This window comes from Streptomyces sp. NPDC086835 (genome assembly GCF_044745705.1).
In the GTDB taxonomy this organism is placed as follows: Bacteria; Actinomycetota; Actinomycetes; order Streptomycetales; family Streptomycetaceae; genus Streptomyces.
This window is the reverse complement of record NZ_JBIVAU010000001.1, coordinates 1134287-1153576: the sequence shown is the minus strand read 5'-3', so window position 1 is coordinate 1153576 and position 19290 is coordinate 1134287. Positions and strand designations below refer to the sequence as shown.

The following is a 19290-nucleotide window of genomic DNA, read 5'->3' as shown; positions in this document are numbered from 1 at the left end:
CGGCCACCCCAGGGGGACAATTCCGACATGACGACGACCACGGCGGCGACGAAGACGGCCGCAGCAGCGGCGACGAACCCCCTCTCACTCGAAGACCGGATCACCGGCAGCCTCGTCGGAGCAGCGGTAGGCGACGCGCTGGGCGGCCCCGTCGAGGGATACACCCCCGACCAGATCGTGGAACGCCACGGCGGGCGCGTCACCGGCATCGTCGGCCCCTGGCACGGCGACGACTGGCGCACCGCACGCCCCATCGCCCCGTACCACAAGGGTGACGGCCACATCACCGACGACACCCTGATGACGCACGCGCTGATCGGGGTGTACGCCACGGTCCGCGACCACCTCGACGCGTACGCCGTCGCCGACCACCTCGTCCCCGACCTCATCACCAACCCCCGCTGGATCCCGGAGCTCGAGGCCGAGGCCATTCCCCTCCAGCGGCTCTTCCTCGCCGAGAAGTGGCTCGTCGCCCGGCTGCACTACGGGCACCACGATCCGCGGGAGGCGGGCAGCGGAAACATCGTCAACTGTGGTGCGGCGATGTACATGGCGCCGGTGGGACTGGTCAACGCGGCCAACCCGGCGGCCGCCTACGCGGAGGCGGTCGACATCGCGGGCGCCCACCAGTCCTCCTACGGGCGGGAGGCGGCCGGAGTCTTCGCGGCCGCCGTCGCCGCCGCGTGCCTGCCGGGCGCCACCCCCGCCTCGGTCGTCGAGGCGGCGACGGCCCTGGCGAAGGACGGCACCCAGGCGGCGATCGAGTCGGTGGCCGAAGCGGCCGCGCGGCACACGGACTTCGAGTCGGCGCTGGTGCCGCTGCGGGCGGCGGTCGCCCCGTTCGACACGGTCGGCCCCGACTACCGCGCACCGTCGCTGGGCGCACGCCGCCCCTCCCGGCTCCACTCCATCGAAGAACTCCCGATCGCGCTCGGCATGCTGCTCGTCAACGACGGCGACTACCGCCGTACGGTCCTGTCGGCCGTCAACTACGGGCGGGACTGCGACTCGATCGCGACGATGGCCGGCGCGATCGCCGGCGCCCTGAGCGGCGAGGCGGCCGTGCCGCAGGAGTGGGCGGAGCAGGTCGCGGAGGCCAGCCGTGTCGATCTGCACGCGCCGGCGGCAGAACTGGCCGCGGTCGCACGCGAGATCTACGAGCGGGACACGCAGCGCCGCCGGGACCACGAGACGGCGTTCGCCACCCTCACGGACACGGCACGATGACGGGGACGCTGCGCCTGACCTGGGTCCAGCCGGAGGACCTGATCGGCCATGAACTGAGGCAGGCGGAAGAGGACGGCAGGGACGGATCGCCGGTCCGGGACCGCTGGCTGGCGGCGGGCGGCGCGCTCTCCCCGGAGCGCGCGGGGGCGTCCCAGTCGCCCGCGCCGGGCGCGCTGCGGGCACTGGCCGAGGAACTCCTCGACGAACTGGCCGCCCTGCCCTGCCCGTCGGCCGCCGACGAGCCCACGTCGCTCGCCGAAATCGCGGCAGCCTGCCGCCTTCCCCCGGCTCCCCCGGACCTCGGCACGGCAGGCGGCGGGAGAGCGCGGCAGTCCCCCATGGCTGGGCCAGGCGCCGGCGTCCCGGCGTCCGGGCCGCCAGAGCCACCCGAGACGCCGGAGCCGTCCGAGCCGCCGTCCGATGTCGTCGGCAGCGGTACGGGAACGACCCGCGCCTCCGGCCCGGCCCCCACACCCCGGGCCCGGCCGGCGCACCAGCTCGGCGACGCGCTGCACGCCGCCTGGCTCGGGCGTGCCGCCGGGTGTCTGCTCGGCAAACCCGTCGAGAAGCTGCCGCTCCACGCCATCCGCGACATCGCCCGCGCGACCGGCAACTGGCCCCTCATCACCTGGTTCACCGCCAAGGGTCTGCCGCCGGAGCTCGCCGCCGCCCATCCCTGGAACCGGCGCAGCGCCCCCACCTCCCTCGCCGAGAACATCGACGGCATGCCGGAGGACGACGACCTCAACTACCCGCTCCTCGGCCTTCTTCTCCTCCAGCGCCACGGCAGGGACTTCACCACCGTTGATGTCGCCCGGCTGTGGCTGGACGAGCTCCCGGCCGGGCGCACGTTCACGGCGGAGCGCATCGCCTACCGCAACCTCCTCTGCGGCATCGAGCCCCCGCTGACCGCCTCCCACCGGAACCCGTTCCGCGAATGGATCGGCGCCGCGATCCGCGCCGACATCCACGGCTGGACCAACCCCGGCGCGCCCGCGGCCGCCGCCGCGCAGGCGTACCGGGACGCCTGCCTCACGCACACCGCGAACGGTGTGTACGGCGCCATGTTCACCGCCGCCGCCATCGCCGCCGCGGCCACCGGCACCGCCGATGTGCACGCGGCGATCGCCGCCGGCCTCAGCGTCGTCCCGCCCCGCTCACGCTTCGCCGCCGCCGTGAGCTTCGGCGTCCGGGCGGCCGGGGAGCACGCCGACTTCGCCCACGTCGTCGACAGCGTCCACGCCGAGTACGGGTCCTACCACTGGGTGCACGTGCTGCCCAACGCCGCGCTGCTCGTCGCCGCCCTCACCCACGCCGATGGGGATTTCACCGGCTCCATCTGCCGCGCCGTGTCCGGGGGGCTCGACACCGACTCGAACGGTGCGACGGCCGGATCGCTCGCGGGCCTGCTGGCCGGGCGGCCGGACGCCCTGCCCGACCGGTGGACCGCCCCGCTCAAGAACCGGCTCGCCACCTCCGTCACCGGTTTCGACGGCGTCGGCTTCGACACGCTCGCCCACCTCACGCTCAAGGAGGCACTCCGCCCATGACAGGCATCGTGGTGCTCGGCAGCACCAACATGGACCTCGTCGCCTTCGTGGCGCACGCGCCGAAACGCGGGGAGACCGTCACGGGACGCGAGTTCCGCACGGTCCCCGGCGGCAAGGGCGCCAACCAGGCCGTCGCCGCGGCACGCGCCGGCGGCGAGGTCGCGATGATCGGTGCGGTCGGCTCCGACTCGTTCGGCCCTCAGCTGCGGCACACCCTCGAATCCTGCGGTGTCGACATCGACCTGCTCAGGACCGCCGAGTGCCCCTCCGGCACGGCCCATATCGTCGTCGACGACGAGGGCGGCAACGCCATCGTCGTCATCCCGGGCGCCAACGGCACCGTCACCGCCCTCGCCCCCGGCGAGGAAGCCCTCATCGCCACCGCGGACACCCTGCTCCTTCAACTCGAACTCCCCCTCAGCGCCGTCCTCGACGGCGCCGAGGCAGCCCGCCGCCACGGGGTGCGGACCGTCCTCACCCCCTCCCCCGCCCAGCCGTTGCCGCCCGAACTCCTGGCCGCCACCGATCTGCTGGTGCCCAACGAGCACGAAGCCGCCACGCTCACAGGCATCGCCGACCACCGCTCCGCGGCACAGGAACTGCTGCGCCAGGTCCCGGAGGTGGTGATCACCCTGGGGTCCGCGGGCTGTCTGTACGCGGCCCGGGGCACCGAGCCGATCAGCGTCCCCGCACCTGCCGTGCAGGCCGTGGACACCACCGCGGCGGGCGACACCTTCGTCGGGGCCCTGGCCGTGGCACTCGGTGAGAAGAAGCCGATCAGACAGTGCCTGGCCTGGGCATGCGCGGCCGCCGCCCTGTCCGTCCAACGCCCGGGAGCATCCTCGTCCATGCCGTACCGCACCGAGATCGACGCCGCCTCATGAGCCCTGACTCGTCTCCCCTCCCCCTCAATCCCCTCCCCCCGAACTCCCCTCCCCTGAATCCCCTTCCGCCGGAAGGCCACCATCCGCCGGAGGGTCGCCTTCCGCTGGAGGGTCTGCGTGTCCTCGACCTGGCGACCCTCTTCGCCGGTCCCCTGTGCGCGACGATGCTCGGTGACTTCGGCGCCGAGGTCATCAAGGTCGAGCACCCCACCCGCCCCGACCCGTCACGCGGCCACGGCCCCGCCAAGAACGGGGTCGGGCTGTGGTGGAAGGTCCTCGGCCGCAACAAGCGCAATCTCACCCTCGACCTGTCCGCCCCCGGCGGCCGGGAGACCCTGCTCCGTCTCGCCGCGACCGCCGACGTGGTCGTGGAGAACTTCCGCCCCGGCACGCTGGAGAGATGGGGGCTCGGCTGGGACGAACTGAGCGCGGCCAACCCCCGGCTGGTCCTCGCCCGCATCACCGGCTTCGGGCAGTTCGGCCCGTACTCCCACCGCCCCGGCTTCGGCACCCTCGCGGAGGCGATGAGCGGCTTCGCCGCCGCCACCGGCGAACCGGAAGGCCCGCCGACACTCCCCCCGTTCGGCCTCGCCGACTCCGTCGCCGCCCTCGCCACCGCGTACGCCGTGATGACCGCGCTCGCCGCCCGCGCCACCACCGGCCGCGGGCAGGTCGTCGACATGGCGATCATCGAACCGATCCTGGCCGTGCTCGGCCCACAGGCGCTCTGGTACGACCAGCTCGGCTACATCCAGCCCCGCACGGGCAACCGCTCCCGCAACAACGCGCCGCGTAACATCTACCGCACCGCGGACGGCAGTTGGCTCGCCGTCTCCACCTCCGCCCAGTCCGTCGCGGAACGCGTCATGCACCTTGTGGGCCGGCCGGAGCTCGTCGACGAGCCGTGGTTCGCCACCGGAACCGGCCGTGCCGAACACGCCGGCGAACTCGACGACGCCGTCGGCGGCTGGATCGCCCACCGCACCCGCGACGAAGTGGTCGACGCTTTCGAGAAGGCGGAAGCCGCCGTCGCCCCCGTCTACGACATCAGCGACGTCATGGACGACCCGCAGTACCAGGCGCTCGGGACCATCACGGAGGTGCCGGACCCCGAACTCGGCACGCTGCGTATGCAGAACGTCATCTTCCGCCTGTCGGAGACCCCCGGCCGTATCCGCTGGGCCGGCCGGCCGCACGGCGCGGACACCGAGGAGGTCCTGGCCGAACTCGGCCTGACTCCCACCGACATCACCGCACTTCGCACCCAAGGGGCACTATGACCATCCCCCTCACCTGGCTCTACGCCCCGGGCGACCGCCCGGAGGTGGTACGCAAGGCCCTCGCCTCCGAGGCCGACATCGTCATCGTCGACCTCGAGGACGCCGTGGCCCAGGGCCGCAAGCCGTACGCCCTCGACGCGACGGCCGAACTGCTGTCGTCCCCCCAGCCGCTCCCCGTCCATGTCCGCATCAACTCCCCCCATGACGTCGAGGCCCTCGCCGGGCTGCCGGGCCTGAGTGCCCTGCGTATCCCCAAGGTCGCATACGCCACCGACATCCAGCAGATCGCGGCCCGCGCACCGGGCATCCCCCTGTACCCGCTCATCGAGTCGGCGCTCGCCGTGGAGCACGCCTACGCGATCGCCACCGCGCACGACGCCGTCGCCGGCATCGCGCTCGGCGAATCGGACCTCCGCGCCGACCTCGGTCTGCGCGGCGACGCCGGTCTCGACTGGCCCCGCACCCGTACGGTCATGGCCGCGAGGGCCGCGGGGCTCGCGCCGCCGCCGCAGTCGGTCTACCCGGACATCCTCGACCTCGACGGCCTCTACGCCTCCTGCTCCCACGGCAGGTCCCTCGGCTTCCTGGGCCGGGCGGCCATCCACCCACGCCAGCTCCCCGTCATCGAACGCGCCTTCCGCCCGACGAAGGAGGAGATCGAAGCGGCCGAGGACATCGTGAAGGCGGCCGCGTCGGACGCGGGCGCGCTGGCCCTGCCGGACGGCCGCTTCGTCGACGCGGCGGTGGTGGCAGGGGCCCGCCGGACGCTGGCGCTGGCGAGCCGCGAAGAGCTCTGAACCCGGGGGGCGGGCCCGGGGGCCGCTGCGGGCGCGTGTCCCCTGCGGGTGCTGTCCCCTGCCCTCCCCCTACGGCCTGGCGGCCGTAGGGGGGACCCCACTTCCCGAACCGGGCTCCGCCCCCGGACCCGTACCGCCGTCGGCGGTGTCCTCAATCGCCGGCCGGGCTGAAGTTGCCTGGCAACTTCAGCCCGTCCGGCGATTGAGACGCGGGGGTCCGGGGGCGGAGCCCGGTTGTTGGGAGGGGCGGGATGGAGGAAAGCCCCCCCGCAGGCGACACGCACCCGCAGCCGCCCCAGCGTCACGCCTTGCCGGGCGACTCCGCCGCGTCCGCGGGCTCCGGGGCCGTGTCCGACGCCGACTGCGACTCCGTCTCGGACTTCGCCGTGCCGTCGCCGTCCTCGAGGGCGCCGTCCTCGGCGGACGGGGCGTCCGCGGCCGCGTCGGGCTTCGACTTGTCCACCGCCGCCGGCTCCACGACCTCCTCGCGTCCCGGACGCGTCCGCGACGAGATCACGATGTACGTGACCGCCAGCAGGAAGACCACGATGGAGGTCCAGACGTTCAGCCGCAGGCCGAGGATGTCGTGCGCCTCGTCGACGCGCATGTACTCGATCCAGCCGCGGCCGGCACAGTACGCGGCGACGTACAGCGCGAACGCCCGCCCGTGGCCCAGCTTGAAGCGGCGGTCGGCCCAGATGACCAGCAGCGCGACGCCGATGCACCACAGGGACTCGTACAGGAACGTCGGGTGGTACAGGCCCGCCTCGCGGTTCGCGCCCTCGGTGATCCTGAGCGCCCAAGGGACGTCGGTCTCCTTGCCGTACAGCTCCTGGTTGAACCAGTTGCCCCAGCGGCCGATCGCCTGCGCGAAGGCGATACCGGGTGCGAGGGCGTCGGCCCATGCAGGCAGTGGGATCCCACGGCGGCGGCAGCCGATCCAGGCGCCGACCGCGCCCAGCGCGATCGCGCCCCAGATACCGAGGCCGCCCTCCCAGATCTTGAAGGCGTCGACCCAGTTCTCACCCTCGCTGAAGTACAGCTGGTAGTCGGTGATCACGTGGTAGAGCCGACCGCCGACCAGGCCGAACGGCACGGCCCAGACAGCGATGTCGGCCACCGTTCCGGCCTTGCCGCCCCGGGCGACCCAGCGCCGGTTGCCGTACCAGACGGCTACGAAGACGCCGATGATGATGCAGAACGCATAGCCTCGCAGCGGAAGCGGTCCGAGGTGGATCACTCCGGTCGACGGGCTGGGAATGTAGGCGATGTCCATGGCAGGACCGACGCTACCTTGCCGGGCGGGACGTACGGCAACCCGCCCGGCAACTTCTGGGTAACGGGACACGGTCGGACGCGGCCGTGGTCATGGGCACGCTTCCGCTGCCGTCCGCGGGCGGCACGGGCGCCACCCGGTCCGAGACCGCTGCCGGCCCCGTAACCGCCACCGGCCCGTCCCGTCCCGGCTCAGGACGCCGACGCTCCCGGGCTCGCGCTCGCGCCCCCGGTCGGCGCCGCCGGCCGCTCGGTGCCCGGCGGCTTGTCCTTGTTGGCCTCCTTGACCCACTTCTTGAAGTTCGCGACGGAGATCTGCTCCTTCCCCTTCGTCGGGAAGATCGACTCTCCGTTGAGCAGCACGGTCGGGGTGCCGGTGAAGCCGCCGGCCTGGAAAGCCTCGTTGGACTTCTTCACCCAGCCGTCGTGCTTGCCCTCCTCCACACAGCTGCGGAACGCGGGCGTGTCCAGTCCCTCGACCTTGCCCGCGAGCTCGATCAGCTTGCCGTTGTCGGCGAAGGCGTCGTCCGGCTCGGGCGGCTGGTTCATGTACAGCACGTCGTGGTACGGGACGAACTTCCCGGCGTCCTGGGCGCACGCCGCCGCGTTCGCCGCGCGCAGGGAGCCGCTGCCGCCCATGTTCCCGTCGATGATGGTGGCGAGGTGATAGTCGATCTTGATCTGGCCGGCCTGCTCCAGATCATGGATCGTGTCGCGCAGAGCGTTCTCGAACTGGGCGCATGCCGGGCACCGGAAGTCCTCCCACACCGTGAGGGTGGACGGGGCGTCGGCCGCGCCGACCGGGATGGCGAGCTGCTCCTCGCCCTGCACGCCGCTCGGCGCGAGGAGCGGCCCCGCATCCGTCGTGTCGCCCCCGTCGTCCTTGCCGCTGTTGGCGGCCACCAGGCCGGCGACCGCGGCCAGCCCGAGCACGCCCACCACGGCCGAGGCCACGATCAGGGTCCTGCGGCGCTTCTCGCGTGCCTTTTCCCGCGCCCGTTCCTGCTGGAGCCGCTCGCGCGCTCCGCGCTTCCGCTCTTGGTTCTCGCTCACACCCCGCAAACGAACCGGGGAGGCGTGTGCGCGCCTCCCCGGTCCCTGATCCACTCGTACGGACTACGACTTTCCGCGCACACCCCGCGCCAGTTCGCCCGCCAGTTCCCGTACGGCCGCGACGGCCGCGACGTCGTCGGGTGCGTCGAGCATCCGCTTGACGAACGCCGAGCCGACGATCACACCGTCGGCGAACGCCGCGACTTCCGCGGCCTGCGCCGGGTTGGAGACCCCGAGGCCCACGCAGACCGGCAGCTCGGTCGTGGCGCGGGTGCGGTGCACCAGGTCCTGCGCCTGCTCGCCGACCGACTCGCGGGTGCCGGTGACGCCCATCAATGACGCCGCGTAGACGAAACCTGATCCGGCTGCCGTGATCTTCGCGAGCCGGGCGTCCTTGCTGCTCGGCGCGACGACGAAGACGGTGGCGAGGCCGTGCTTCTCGGCGTGTTCCCTCCACAGCCCGGCCTCCTCGACCGGCAGGTCGGGCAGGATGCACCCGGCGCCGCCCGCCTCGGCGAGCTCCGAGGTGAAGCGCTCGACGCCGTAGCGGTCGATCGGGTTCCAGTAGGTCATCACGAGGACCGGCTTGCCGGTGGCCGCGTGGGCCTCACGGACCGTACGCATCACATCGGCGATCCTGACGCCGCCGCGCAGGGCGATGTCGTCGGCGGTCTGGATGACCGGGCCGTCGAGGACGGGGTCGCTGTGCGGCAGCCCGACCTCCACCACGTCGGCGCCGCCGTCGAACGCGGCCTTGACCGCCTCGATGCCGAGGTCGACGGTCGGGAAACCGGCGGGCAGGTAGGCGATGAGCGCGGCCCGGTCCTCGGTCTTCGCCGCGGCGAGCGTCTCGTTCAGCAGCTGGATGTTCCCGCTCACTTGGCGTCCCCCTGGATCTCTGCGGCGCCGTTGTCGGCGGAGGCGTCGGCCTCGACCCGGGCGTCGGTGTCGTACAGACCGAAGTAACGGGCGGCGGTGTCCATGTCCTTGTCACCGCGGCCGGAGAGGTTGACGAGGATCAGCCCGTCCTTGCCGAGCTCGCGCCCGACCTCCAGCGCGCCGGCGAGGGCGTGCGCCGACTCGATGGCCGGGATGATGCCTTCGGTGCGGGACAGCAGCCGCAGGGCCTGCATCGCCGCGTCGTCGGTGACCGCGCGGTACTCGCCCCGGCCCGAGTCCTTCAGGTACGAGTGCTCGGGACCGATGCCCGGGTAGTCCAGGCCGGCCGAGATCGAGTACGGCTCGGTGATCTGGCCCTCGTCGTCCTGGAGGACGTAGGAACGGGAGCCGTGCAGGATGCCGGGCTCGCCCGCGGTCAGGGTCGCCGCGTGCTCCCCGGTCTCGATGCCGTGGCCGGCGGGCTCGCAGCCGATCAGCCGGACGCCGGCGTCCGGGATGAAGGCGTGGAACAGGCCGATGGCGTTCGACCCGCCGCCGACGCAGGCGACGGCGGCGTCGGGGAGGCGCCCGGCCCTCTCCAGGATCTGCCTCCTGGCCTCCACACCGATGACCCGGTGGAAGTCGCGCACCATGGCGGGGAAGGGGTGGGGGCCCGCGACCGTGCCGAAGAGGTAGTGCGTACGGTCCACGTTGGCGACCCAGTCGCGGAACGCCTCGTTGATGGCGTCCTTGAGGGTACGGCTGCCGGACTTCACGGCGACGACCTCGGCGCCGAGCATCCGCATCCGGGCGACGTTCAGCGCCTGGCGCTGGGTGTCGATCTCGCCCATGTAGATGGTGCACTCGAGGCCGAACAGCGCGCAGGCGGTGGCGGTCGCCACGCCGTGCTGGCCGGCGCCCGTCTCCGCGATGACGCGCGTCTTGCCCATCCGCTTGGTGAGCAGGGCCTGGCCCAGCACGTTGTTGATCTTGTGCGAGCCGGTGTGGTTGAGGTCCTCACGCTTGAGGAAGACCCGGGCGCCGCCGGCGTGCTCGGCGAACCGGGACACCTCGGTGAGGGCGCTCGGGCGGCCCGTGTAGTCGACCATCAGGCCGTTCAGCTCGGCCGCGAAGGCGGGGTCGGACTTGGCCTTGTCGTACTCGACGGCGACCTCGTCCACGGCGGCGACGAGCGCCTCCGGGATGAACTTGCCCCCGAAGGCACCGAAGTAGCCCTCGGTGTTGGGGACTTGACCCTCCGGGTCGGGGATGAAGTAGTCGCTGGACATGGCGACGCGCTCCTTGTCGGGACGGAAGAAGTGGACGACGTAGGTGGCGCCTGCGGGCTGTTCCCCATCCCTCCCCCTACGGCCTGACGGCCGTAAGGGACCCACTTCCCGTGACCGGCTCCGCCCGGCCCTGTACGGCCTTCGGCCGTGCCCTCAAGCGCTGGACGGGCTGGATTTCACTCCGCGAAATCAGCCTCGCTGGGAGCACTTCCCATGGCCGCCAGGCCGTAGGGGGAGTTCGAGAAGCGGGAGTCCGGGGACAGAGCCCCCGGTTTCGGGAAGAGGCGGGGAGAGGAAAGAAAACCCGCCCGAGAGGACGGCCTGGCGGCCGTCCCGCGCCACGGCCCCGCGCCATCGCATTCCGTTGACCTGGCCCGGCTCGTCGCCGATCACGTACCGCACCCGACGCCCGTGCACCCGCCGTGCCGGCGCCCGGCAGCCGCGAGGACGGCAGCCTCGGGCGAGACGGGCGTAGGGGTCACGGGGCGCGCCGCCCCCAGCGGTGGCCACCGTCCGGCCGACGCACGCCGAGGGCACGCCGACGAGCACGGGGCGGTGCCCCGCGGCCCGGCGGGCCCGGCTGCGAGCGACGGCGGGGGTCACGGCCGGGTCAGCTCCTGCCGTGCCGCAGCGCGGGGTGCGCGCCCGCGGCCACCAGATCGGCGACCGCGGCCCTCGGGTCGCGGCCCGTCACCAGCGACTCGCCGACGAGCACGGCGTCCGCTCCGGCGTTGGCGTAGGCGATCAGGTCGTGCGGACCGCGCACACCCGACTCGGCGATCTTGACGATGTGCGCCGGGATCTCGGGGGCGACCCGCTCGAAGGTGGAGCGGTCGACCTTGAGGGTCTTGAGGTCGCGCGCGTTCACGCCGATGATCTTCGCTCCGGCGTCGACGGCCCGCTCGGCCTCGTCCTCGTCGTGGACCTCGACCAGCGGGGTCAGGCCGATCGATTCAGCGCGCTCGATCAGCGAGACCAGGGCCTCCTGGTCCAGCGCGGCGACGATCAGCAGCACGACGTCGGCGCCGTAGGCGCGCGCCTCCCACAGCTGGTACGCGGTGACGATGAAGTCCTTGCGCAGCACCGGGATGTCGACCTTGGCGCGCACGGCCTCGAGGTCGGCGAGCGATCCGCCGAAACGGCGCTCCTCGGTGAGCACGGAGATGACGGCCGCGCCGCCCGCCTCGTAGTCGGCGGCGAGTCCGGCGGGGTCGGCGATCGCGGCGAGCGCGCCCTTGGAGGGGCTGGAGCGCTTGACCTCGCAGATCACCTTGACGCCCTCACCGCGCAGCGCGGCGACGCCGTCCTTGGCCGCAGGAGCCTTGGCGGCGCGCTCCTTGAGCTCGTCGAGGCTGACACGCGCCTGCCGCTCTGCCAGGTCGGCGCGCACACCTTCGATGATCTCGTCGAGCACACTCACGCGAGCGGCCCCCTTCCGGGACGGTGTTGATGGAACAGGATCAGCCATGTCGATGGTATCCGCAGGAGGGCCCTGGGCCCGCATCCGGTCGCTGCCTGTCCCACTACCTGGGACTTCATGGAGCCAGCGCCGAGCCGAACGGCAGGTTCCGCACCACGCTGAAGATCACCAGCGCACCGCCCATGACCCACCACCATCCGGCGGAGAGGCCGATCCTCAGAGGGCGGCCCTGTACGGCGCGAATCAGCCACACCACCCACACGACGGCGAAGACCGCGTAGCCCACGACGGCGACGGCGTTGGCACCGAGGGCGGCGCCGATGTCGCCGTGGACGAAGGCGTGGGCGCTGCGCAGTCCACCACAGCCGGGGCAGTAGATGCCGGTGAAGCGCAGCAGCGGACAGACCGGGTAGTGGCCCGGTTCGTTCGGGTCGACGGTCCCGACGTAGGCGAACGCGGCGGCGACACCGGCGAGGACGGCGAGCGGCGCGGCCACGCGTCGCGCGGTCGACGGGGCGGGCCTGCCGAAAGCGGCCGGCACGGCACCGGCGGGCCAGGTCCGAGGGGCGGGGCCGGCGGCCTGCCAGGGCTCGCCCGGTGCCTGCCCCGGCGCCGTGGGGCCCGTCGTGCCGGGGACGGCGGCCGGGTCCGTGGCGTGGTGGCCGGGCGCGGCTACCGCGGCCGGCGGCGGGACGGCGGGCGGGGTGGGAGCTGGGGTCGGGTCCACGCGGTGATTCTCCCCGTTCGACGGCAGCGGCGCAGCCCGGCCATGCCGGGCTGCGCCGCTGTGCGACATCTGCGTGCGCGGTCTCAGACCGTCACGTTCTCCCGCGCCGCCGCGCGCTCACGGGCCGCCACCACGTGGTCCGGGTCCTTGGGGGTGCCGAGGCCGGCCATCTTCATCGCGCCGCCGACGACCGCGCCGAGCAGGATGAGCGCAGAACCGGCCCAGAAGCCGACCGGGCTGTTCGCCACCATGAAGACGCCTGCGACGCAGAAGCCGATGAAGGCGATGATGACGCCGGTCCAGGCGGCCGGGGTGTGTCCGTGTCCGTGGCTGCTGCCCGCCATGAGTTGCTCCTCGTTTCCGATGCGATTCGTGCGCCGGTGCTCGTGCTGAGCCGGACGCTCGTCCTTCATTGTCCCGTACGCCTGGGCGGGCGCGGCGCGGGGGTCACCCTTCGCGCGTCGGGTCCTCGCCCCGGTCCAGGGCCTTCCAGAGGTCCTCGGGACGGTCGGGGTCGGCCGGGCGTTCCTTGCGGGCACGAGGGCTGCCGTCGCGCTCGTAGCGGCCGGACATGGACGGCCACAGCCGGCCGTAGCGGAGGGCGAGCAGTCCGGCGAGCAGGAGCAGCGCACCGCCCGCCGCGGTGACGTAGGGCCAGACCGTGTGGGAGAGGGCTTCGACGGTGGAGGCGGCGTCGCCGGTGGTGCGGGCGGCCTTCTCGTCGAGCGCTCCGGTGTCGGACGCGCCGAGGAGTGCGGCCGTCGAGGCACCGGCGCCGCTCAGGGCGAGCAGCGCGGCGACGAGCAGCCGGCCGGTGCGGCGCACGGCGAAGACCGCGACCAGCGCGGCCAGTCCGACGATCGCGAGTGCCGTGGGGACGCCGGTGACGTCGGAGCCCTTGACGTCGAGGGAGACGGTGCCGCCGCCGACGGACGCGCTGCCCTCGGCCCAGATCCGGCCCGCGGCGAGCAGGACGACGGTCGCGCCGGCGGCGCCGAGGAAGAGGGCGGCGGCCAGGCTGCGGCGGCTGCTTGTGGCCGGCGTCGCGGCTGCGGCTCGGGGCTGGGGTACGGGTACAGCACTCACGTACCCCACTATCCCTTACCGCTCACGGGGTCGTTCAGGCGGTTGGCCGTGTGCACGGCCCGCAGCACTGCGGCCGCCTTGTTGCGGCACTCCGTGTCCTCCGCGACCGGGTCGGAGTCCGCCACCACACCCGCGCCGGCCTGCACGTACGCCGTGCCGTCGCGCAGCAGGGCGGTACGGATGGCGATGGCGGTGTCGGAGTCGCCGGCGAAGTCCAGGTAGCCGACGCAGCCGCCGTACAGGCCGCGGCGCGACGGCTCGAGCTCGTCGATGATCTGCATGGCCCGGGGCTTGGGCGCCCCGGAGAGGGTGCCGGCGGGGAAGCAGGCGGTGAGCACGTCGAAGGCCGTGCGGCCCTCGGCCACCTTGCCGGTGACGGTGGAGACGATGTGCATGACGTGGGAGTACCGCTCGATCGACATGAAGTCGACGACCTCGACGCTGCCCGGCTCACAGACGCGGCCCAGGTCGTTGCGGCCGAGGTCGACGAGCATCAGGTGCTCGGCGCGCTCCTTGGGGTCGGCGAGGAGTTCGTCCGCGAGGTCGTTGTCCTCCTGCGGCGTGGCGCCGCGGGGCCGGGTGCCGGCGATCGGGTGGACCATGGCGTGCCCGTCCTCGACCTTGACGAGGGCTTCGGGGCTGGAGCCGACGACGTCGAACCCCTCGAAGCGGAAGAGGTACATGTACGGCGAGGGGTTGGTGGCCCGCAGGACGCGGTAGACGTCGAGCGCGCCGGCCGTGCACGGTGTCTCGAACCGCTGTGAGGGGACCACCTGGAAGGCCTCGCCGGCCCGGATGCGTTCTTTGACGTCCTCGACGGCGGCCTGGTAGTCGGGGCCGCCCCACAGCGCGGAGAACTCGGGCAGCTCGGAAGCGGGCAGCGCGGTGGGCGGGGAGGCCAGCGGCCGGGCGAGGTCGGCCTGCATGGCGTCGAGGCGCGCGATGGCGTCGGCGTGGGCCTCGTCGACGCCGGTGTCGAGGTCGTTGTGGTTGATCGCGTTGGCGATCAGCAGGACCGTGCCGTCCCAGTGGTCGAGGACCGCGAGGTCGGAGGTGAGGAGCATGGTCAGCTCGGGGAGCTTCAGGTCGTCGCGCTCGCCGGGGCCGATCTTCTCCAGCCGGCGCACGATGTCGTACCCGAGGTAGCCGACCATGCCGCCGGTGAAGGGCGGCATGCCGGACGCGAGATCACGCGGGGTGTGCAGGGTCTCCACGGTCTCGCGCAGCGCGTGCAGCGGGTCCCCGTCCGTGGGGACGCCGACCGGCGCGTTGCCCAGCCAGTGCGCCTGGTCGTCGCGGACGGTCAGCGTGGCGTCGGAGCGCACCCCGATGAAGGAGTAGCGAGACCAGGAACGTCCGTTCTCCGCGGACTCCAGCAGAAAGGTCCCGGGGCGCTCCCCGGCGAGCTTGCGGTAGAGCCCGACGGGCGTGTCGCCGTCCGCGAGCAGCCGGCGGCTCACCGGGATGACGCGGCGGTCTGCGGCGAGCTTGCGGAACGTCTCGAGATCCATGGCGCCAGACCCTACTTGTCCAGGAGTACGTCGGCGTCGAAACAGGTGCGGGCCCCGGTGTGACAGGCGGCGCCGACCTGGTCGACCTTGACGAGGACGGTGTCGGCGTCGCAGTCGAGGGCCACCGACCTGACGTGCTGGAAGTGGCCGGAGGTGTCGCCCTTGACCCAGTACTCCTGGCGGCTGCGGGACCAGTAGGTGCAGCGGCCGGTGGTCAGGGTGCGGTGCAGGGCCTCGTCGTCCATCCACCCGAGCATCAGCACCTCACCGGTGTCGTACTGCTGGGCGATGGCGGGAATCAGGCCGTCCGGGCTCCGCTTGAGGCGGGCGGCGACGGCCGGGTCGAGGCTGCTTTCGGGGACACTGCTGGTCATACGGGCCATTGTGCCGTGTCGAACACGACAACCGGCGGTGAGTCCACTGGGCGGACCATGTGCCCCCGCCGTACGCTGACGGGCATGTCGACCCATGCCAAGCGTGAACGACTCCTGTTCGCAGACCTGTTGGAGGCGTCCGGCCCGGACGCGCCGACCCTGTGCGACGGCTGGCTCACCAGGGACCTCGCGGCCCATGTGGTGATGCGCGAGCGAAGGCCCGACGCGGCGGGCGGGATACTGCTCAGCGCCCTCAAGGAGCGGGCGGACCGGATCCAGGCCGAGTTCGCCGCCAAGCCGTACGAGGAGCTGGTGCACCTGATCCGTACGGGGCCGCCGCGGATGTCCCTGTACGGGATCAAGCAGATCGACGAGGCCGCGAACACGGTGGAGTTCTTCGTGCACGCGGAGGACGTGCGCCGGGCGCAGCCGGAGTGGACCCCGCGCGAACTGGACCGCGTCTTCGAGAACACGCTGTGGTCGCGGCTGGAGAAGGCGGCCAGGCTGCTCGGCCGGAAGTCCCCCGTCGGTCTGGTACTGCGCAGGTCGAACGGCCAGACGGTGGTGGCCCACAAGGGCACTCCGGTGGTGACGGTGACCGGCGAGGCGGGTGAGCTGACCCTGTTCGCGTACGGCCGGCAGGACGCGGCGCGGGTGGAACTGGACGGGGACAAGGACGCGATCACCCGGCTGAACGGGGCCGCACTCGGGTTCTAGTGCGGCCCGCTCCCGTGCTGTCAGCGGCCCCGGGCCCACTCGGCGTACGCGTCCTGCGGTTCAGGGGCCACGGCCGGGGCCGCGGGGCGCCGCCGGAGGAGTCCCGAGCCGGCCAGCGCCAGCAGGAAGCCGACCGGGATGGTGACCAGCCCCGGTGTGTGGAGCGGGAACCAGTGGAAGTCCCGGTCGGGGAAGAGCGAGATCGGTGTGCCCGAGGCCGCCGGTGACCAGGCCATCAGCACGGCGACCAGCGGCAGCGTCCCGTACACCGCCCAGCGCACCCCGCCCGCCGTGAAGTGCCGGCGGAAGATCGCGAACAGCAGCACGGGCGGCAGTACGGACGCGGCCCCGGCGAACCCGAACGAGAGCAGCACCTGCGGATTGCGTCCGATCGTCTGCGTCGCGACGAACACGGCGAGAGCTCCGACGACGGCGACCGCCCAGCGCGCCAGGCGCACCTCGCCGGCCATCGAGCGACGCCCCCGGCCGCCCACGCCCGTCGGCCCGGCGAGGTCACGTGTGAAGGCCGACGCGGCGGCGAGGGTGATCCCGGCGACCGTGGACAGGGTGGTGATGAACACGGCGCAGGCGACCACGGCGAACAGCAGGCTGTGGCGGGGACCGCCGGACTCGGGGTCGAGTGCGGTGGTGAGCATGAGCAGTGCCGAGTTGCCTCCCGGGTCGGCGGCGACGATGTTCTTGTGGCCGACGAGGGCGGCAGCGCCGAGGCCGATCACGATGACGCCGGTGCACAGCACGGCGACGGGCCCGACGGCCCAGCCGGCGGCGCGGCGGGCGCTGCGCGTGCCGCGCAAGGGGTGCAGGCGCATCGTGATGTGTGGCATGCAGGCGGCGCCGAGGACGAGCGTGAGCAGGAAGCCGGTGAGATCGAGCCAGCCGGCGAAGCCGCGCCCGAACTGCAGGCCCGGCAGGGCGTACGAGCCGCCCCGGCTGCCCTCCCGGGCGGCGTCGAAGAGCGCGAAGGGCGACCAGCCGAAGCGGCCCAGGACGATGCCGGCGAGCAGCACGACCACGGCGACGACGACGACCGTCTTGAGGATCTGGATGTAACCGGTGCCGCGCATCCCGCCGAAGGCCGAGTAACAGATCATCAGGGCGCCGCTGGCGACGGTGCATCCGGTGAGGGCACCGGACGGGAGGTCGAACATGGACGTCATGATCTTGCCGGCGACGGCGAGCTGGACCACGAGCAGCGGGAACAGGACGACGATCGCCGCGATCCCGAGGGGCACGCGAACGGAGCGGTCGGCGAGCCGCTCGGTGAGGAAGTCGCCGAGCGTGTAGATCCCGCCGCCGCGCAGCGGCTTCGCCAGCACCAGCATCACCAGGACCAGCGAGGCGACGGTCGCCATGGCGAAGAGGATGCCGTCCGCCCCGACGAGGGCGACGGAGCCGGTGGTACTGAGCAGGGTGGCGGCGGAGACGTAGTCCCCGGCGACGGCGAGCCCTCCGCCGACCGGGCCGAGCGTGGCACCGCCGGCGTAGAAGTGCTCCGGGTCGTCCTGGTCGGCGGCTGCCAGGCCGCACAGCAGAAGCGAGACCGTGACGAACGCGAGGAAGACGACGAGGGCGAGGGAACGGCCCTCGAACCCGGCACCCGACGCGACGGGCCCGACCAGGTGGATATCAGATGACATGCCGGGTACATCACCAGGAACCCGGTACCGCGTACAGCGGCCGGTCCGGCATCGGTGCCCGCGCACAGGCACGGGCACCTCGGGGTGTGCGGCGTCACACCCCAACTGCCCCTAACTCTCGAGCAGTCGGCGGGCGGTGAGCGCGAGGGAGACCTCGACGACGTCGGACGGCCGGGACAGTGAGCGGCCGGTGAGCTGCTCGAAGCGGCGGAGCCGGTTGAGGACCGTGTTGCGGTGGCAGTACAGCCGCGTGGCCGCGCGCTGTGCGGAGCCCTCGGCCTCGAACCAGACGGTGAGCGTGTCGACAAGGAGGTCACGGTCGGCGGGGTCGATCCCGTACAGCGGTCCCAGGACGCGCTCGGCGAGCGCCCGGCCGAGGTCCGGGGAGGAGACGACGACGGCTGCGGGAAGGTGGTCGTCCAGGAGGACGACACCGCCGGTGCGGGGGCAGGCCCGCAGTGCGGTGCCGGCGAGTCTGCGGCCCTCCCCGATGGCGGCGAGCCCGACGACGACCGAACCGATGCCCACCCGGACGCCGGGCGCGGCCTCCACCCCCGCCGCGAGCGCGGCGGGGTCCAGGGGTGCTGCGGGTGCGGCCGCGAGCTCCTCGCCCCCCGGGGCGCCGGCCGGGTCGTCGAGGCTGTGGGCGCCGTCCGCCGGCGGACGGTCCGGGTCCGCCAGGTGCACGATGCCCAGTTCCGCCTCCGGGGTGGAGTGCCACACCACGGGGACGCCCGGCGGCAGCGTGACCGGCGGGCCCGCCGGGTGCGGATGGGGGGCGACGGCCGCGATCACCACGAAGCGGCCGTCCTGCGGCACACCGAGCAGCGACGAGGCGTCGGGCAGGTCGGTGATGCGTGCCGTCCCGTCGAGCAGCGCCGCGGTCGTCAGCCGCAGCCGGTTCTCGCGGCGCCACTCCATCCGGCGTTCGGTCTCCCGGTAGGCGTCGGTGACGACGGCGCAGTGCTCGTCGACGAAGTTCCAGACATCCGCCGCGACATGGACGAGCAGCCGAACGTCCTCCGGGTGGCGCCTGGCGGTCTCGTCCACCAGGCCCTGCCAGACCATCGCACCGCCGATCCGGAACGCGTGCAGCACCGCGTCGAGCGGTATGCCCTGCTCGGCTCGGTAGGCGCCGATGGCCCGCGAGGTGCGCCGGGCGATGTCCCGGCACTCCCGGGGACGGATCAGGGAGGCGACGTTGTGCCGGAGCGACTGGTGCACCTCCTGCCACACCTCGGACGCGTCGGCGTCGATCGCCGCCCGGTAGGCGGGTTCCTGCTCGCGCAGCTCGCTGACGAGGATGGTGGTCAGGCCGGCCACGTCGTCCAGCAGTACCTGGGCGGCGCGGTGCAGTACGGCGATCGCCTCGGCGTCCAGCAGGGAGCGGCTGCGGTGCGGGGCCGCAGGAGGGGCGGGCACCGCCCTGACGCGCGAACGTACGAGATTCGACATGGGCGGCCTCCACCAGGAGTCGGCTCGCTCCGGCGCGCGGCGTGGGACACACCGCACCGGATCTACCTGACGCTCGCAGAATGGCATACCGCCCAGTCGGTACCCAGG

At 72.9% G+C, this 19290-nt stretch carries 18 protein-coding genes and 1 pseudogene; 6 read left to right on the top strand and 13 right to left on the bottom strand.

From position 1 onward, the window contains the following. Positions 1-27: 27 nt before the first annotated feature. Genes ACIPJI_RS05330 through ACIPJI_RS05310 form a run of 5 tightly spaced genes read left to right on the top strand, consistent with a single transcriptional unit; the run spans position 28 to position 5738 of the window. Complete coding sequence (locus ACIPJI_RS05330; RefSeq protein WP_307705852.1) at positions 28-1227, top strand: ADP-ribosylglycohydrolase family protein; 1200 nt, start codon at positions 28-30, stop codon at positions 1225-1227. Next, positions 1224-2777, top strand: coding sequence for an ADP-ribosylglycohydrolase family protein (locus tag ACIPJI_RS05325; protein WP_402244559.1), 1554 nt, complete (start codon positions 1224-1226; stop codon positions 2775-2777). The genes ACIPJI_RS05330 and ACIPJI_RS05325 overlap by 4 nt, the downstream gene beginning before the upstream one ends. Beyond that, positions 2774-3661 (top strand): ribokinase, encoded by an 888-nt coding sequence (gene rbsK, locus ACIPJI_RS05320; RefSeq protein ID WP_356624336.1) that lies wholly within the window; start codon positions 2774-2776, stop codon positions 3659-3661. Before ACIPJI_RS05325 ends, rbsK begins: the two co-directional genes overlap by 4 nt. Continuing rightward, a complete protein-coding gene (locus ACIPJI_RS05315; RefSeq protein WP_356624338.1) occupies positions 3658-4941 on the top strand; it encodes a CoA transferase in 1284 nt (427 codons plus the stop codon). Before rbsK ends, ACIPJI_RS05315 begins: the two co-directional genes overlap by 4 nt. Further along, on the top strand, positions 4938-5738 hold the full coding sequence (locus ACIPJI_RS05310) for a CoA ester lyase (RefSeq protein ID WP_307705856.1): 801 nt from the start codon (positions 4938-4940) through the stop codon (positions 5736-5738). The genes ACIPJI_RS05315 and ACIPJI_RS05310 overlap by 4 nt, the downstream gene beginning before the upstream one ends. Positions 5739-6039: 301 nt before the next feature. Here the strand turns inward: ACIPJI_RS05310 and lgt are convergent, their stop codons facing one another. From lgt to hisI, 11 genes and pseudogenes are all read right to left on the bottom strand, one after another. Beyond that, positions 6040-7014 (bottom strand): prolipoprotein diacylglyceryl transferase, encoded by a 975-nt coding sequence (gene lgt / locus ACIPJI_RS05305; protein ID WP_356624706.1) that lies wholly within the window; start codon positions 7012-7014, stop codon positions 6040-6042. Between the two features lie 191 nt (positions 7015-7205). Continuing rightward, complete coding sequence (locus ACIPJI_RS05300; RefSeq protein WP_356624708.1) at positions 7206-8066, bottom strand: thioredoxin domain-containing protein; 861 nt, start codon at positions 8064-8066, stop codon at positions 7206-7208. A gap of 63 nt (positions 8067-8129) precedes the next feature. After that, positions 8130-8945 (bottom strand): tryptophan synthase subunit alpha, encoded by an 816-nt coding sequence (trpA, locus tag ACIPJI_RS05295; protein ID WP_402244556.1) that lies wholly within the window; start codon positions 8943-8945, stop codon positions 8130-8132. Beyond that, the gene (gene trpB / locus ACIPJI_RS05290; protein ID WP_307705860.1) at positions 8942-10234 is read right to left on the bottom strand and encodes a tryptophan synthase subunit beta; all 1293 of its coding nucleotides are present in this window, start codon (positions 10232-10234) and stop codon (positions 8942-8944) included. Before trpB ends, trpA begins: the two co-directional genes overlap by 4 nt. Before the next feature lie 348 nt (positions 10235-10582). After that, positions 10583-10744, bottom strand: a pseudogene (trpM, locus tag ACIPJI_RS05285) (tryptophan biosynthesis modulator TrpM); the annotation flags it as partial. A 100-nt stretch (positions 10745-10844) separates the two neighbouring features. Then, positions 10845-11654, bottom strand: a complete 810-nt coding sequence (gene trpC, locus ACIPJI_RS05280; RefSeq protein ID WP_189472629.1) for an indole-3-glycerol phosphate synthase TrpC — start codon at positions 11652-11654, stop codon at positions 10845-10847. Positions 11655-11769: 115 nt separating this feature from the next. Continuing rightward, entirely contained in the window at positions 11770-12381 is a 612-nt protein-coding gene (locus tag ACIPJI_RS05275; RefSeq protein ID WP_402244554.1) for a DUF2752 domain-containing protein, read from the bottom strand. An 83-nt stretch (positions 12382-12464) separates the two neighbouring features. After that, positions 12465-12725, bottom strand: coding sequence for an HGxxPAAW family protein (locus ACIPJI_RS05270; RefSeq protein WP_356624711.1), 261 nt, complete (start codon positions 12723-12725; stop codon positions 12465-12467). Between the two features lie 103 nt (positions 12726-12828). Next, positions 12829-13476, bottom strand: coding sequence for a TIGR02234 family membrane protein (locus ACIPJI_RS05265; RefSeq protein WP_402244553.1), 648 nt, complete (start codon positions 13474-13476; stop codon positions 12829-12831). Continuing rightward, positions 13476-14978 carry an anthranilate synthase component I gene (locus ACIPJI_RS05260; RefSeq protein WP_402244551.1) on the bottom strand — a complete coding sequence of 501 codons (1503 nt, stop codon included), beginning with the start codon at positions 14976-14978 and terminating at the stop codon, positions 13476-13478. The genes ACIPJI_RS05265 and ACIPJI_RS05260 overlap by 1 nt, the downstream gene beginning before the upstream one ends. A gap of 11 nt (positions 14979-14989) precedes the next feature. Then, complete coding sequence (gene hisI / locus ACIPJI_RS05255) at positions 14990-15361, bottom strand: phosphoribosyl-AMP cyclohydrolase (RefSeq protein ID WP_307705865.1); 372 nt, start codon at positions 15359-15361, stop codon at positions 14990-14992. Positions 15362-15436: 75 nt separating this feature from the next. Between hisI and ACIPJI_RS05250 the strand changes: the two genes are divergently transcribed. Further along, entirely contained in the window at positions 15437-16069 is a 633-nt protein-coding gene (locus tag ACIPJI_RS05250; RefSeq protein WP_402244549.1) for a TIGR03085 family metal-binding protein, read from the top strand. A gap of 20 nt (positions 16070-16089) precedes the next feature. Here ACIPJI_RS05250 and ACIPJI_RS05245 read toward each other — a convergent pair whose 3' ends face one another. Together ACIPJI_RS05245 and ACIPJI_RS05240 are read right to left on the bottom strand one after the other, a co-directional pair. Continuing rightward, positions 16090-17727 (bottom strand): cation acetate symporter, encoded by a 1638-nt coding sequence (locus ACIPJI_RS05245; RefSeq protein ID WP_402244547.1) that lies wholly within the window; start codon positions 17725-17727, stop codon positions 16090-16092. A 111-nt stretch (positions 17728-17838) separates the two neighbouring features. Continuing rightward, positions 17839-19182, bottom strand: coding sequence for a PucR family transcriptional regulator (locus ACIPJI_RS05240; RefSeq protein ID WP_402244545.1), 1344 nt, complete (start codon positions 19180-19182; stop codon positions 17839-17841). Between the last annotated feature and the right edge of the window lie 108 nt (positions 19183-19290).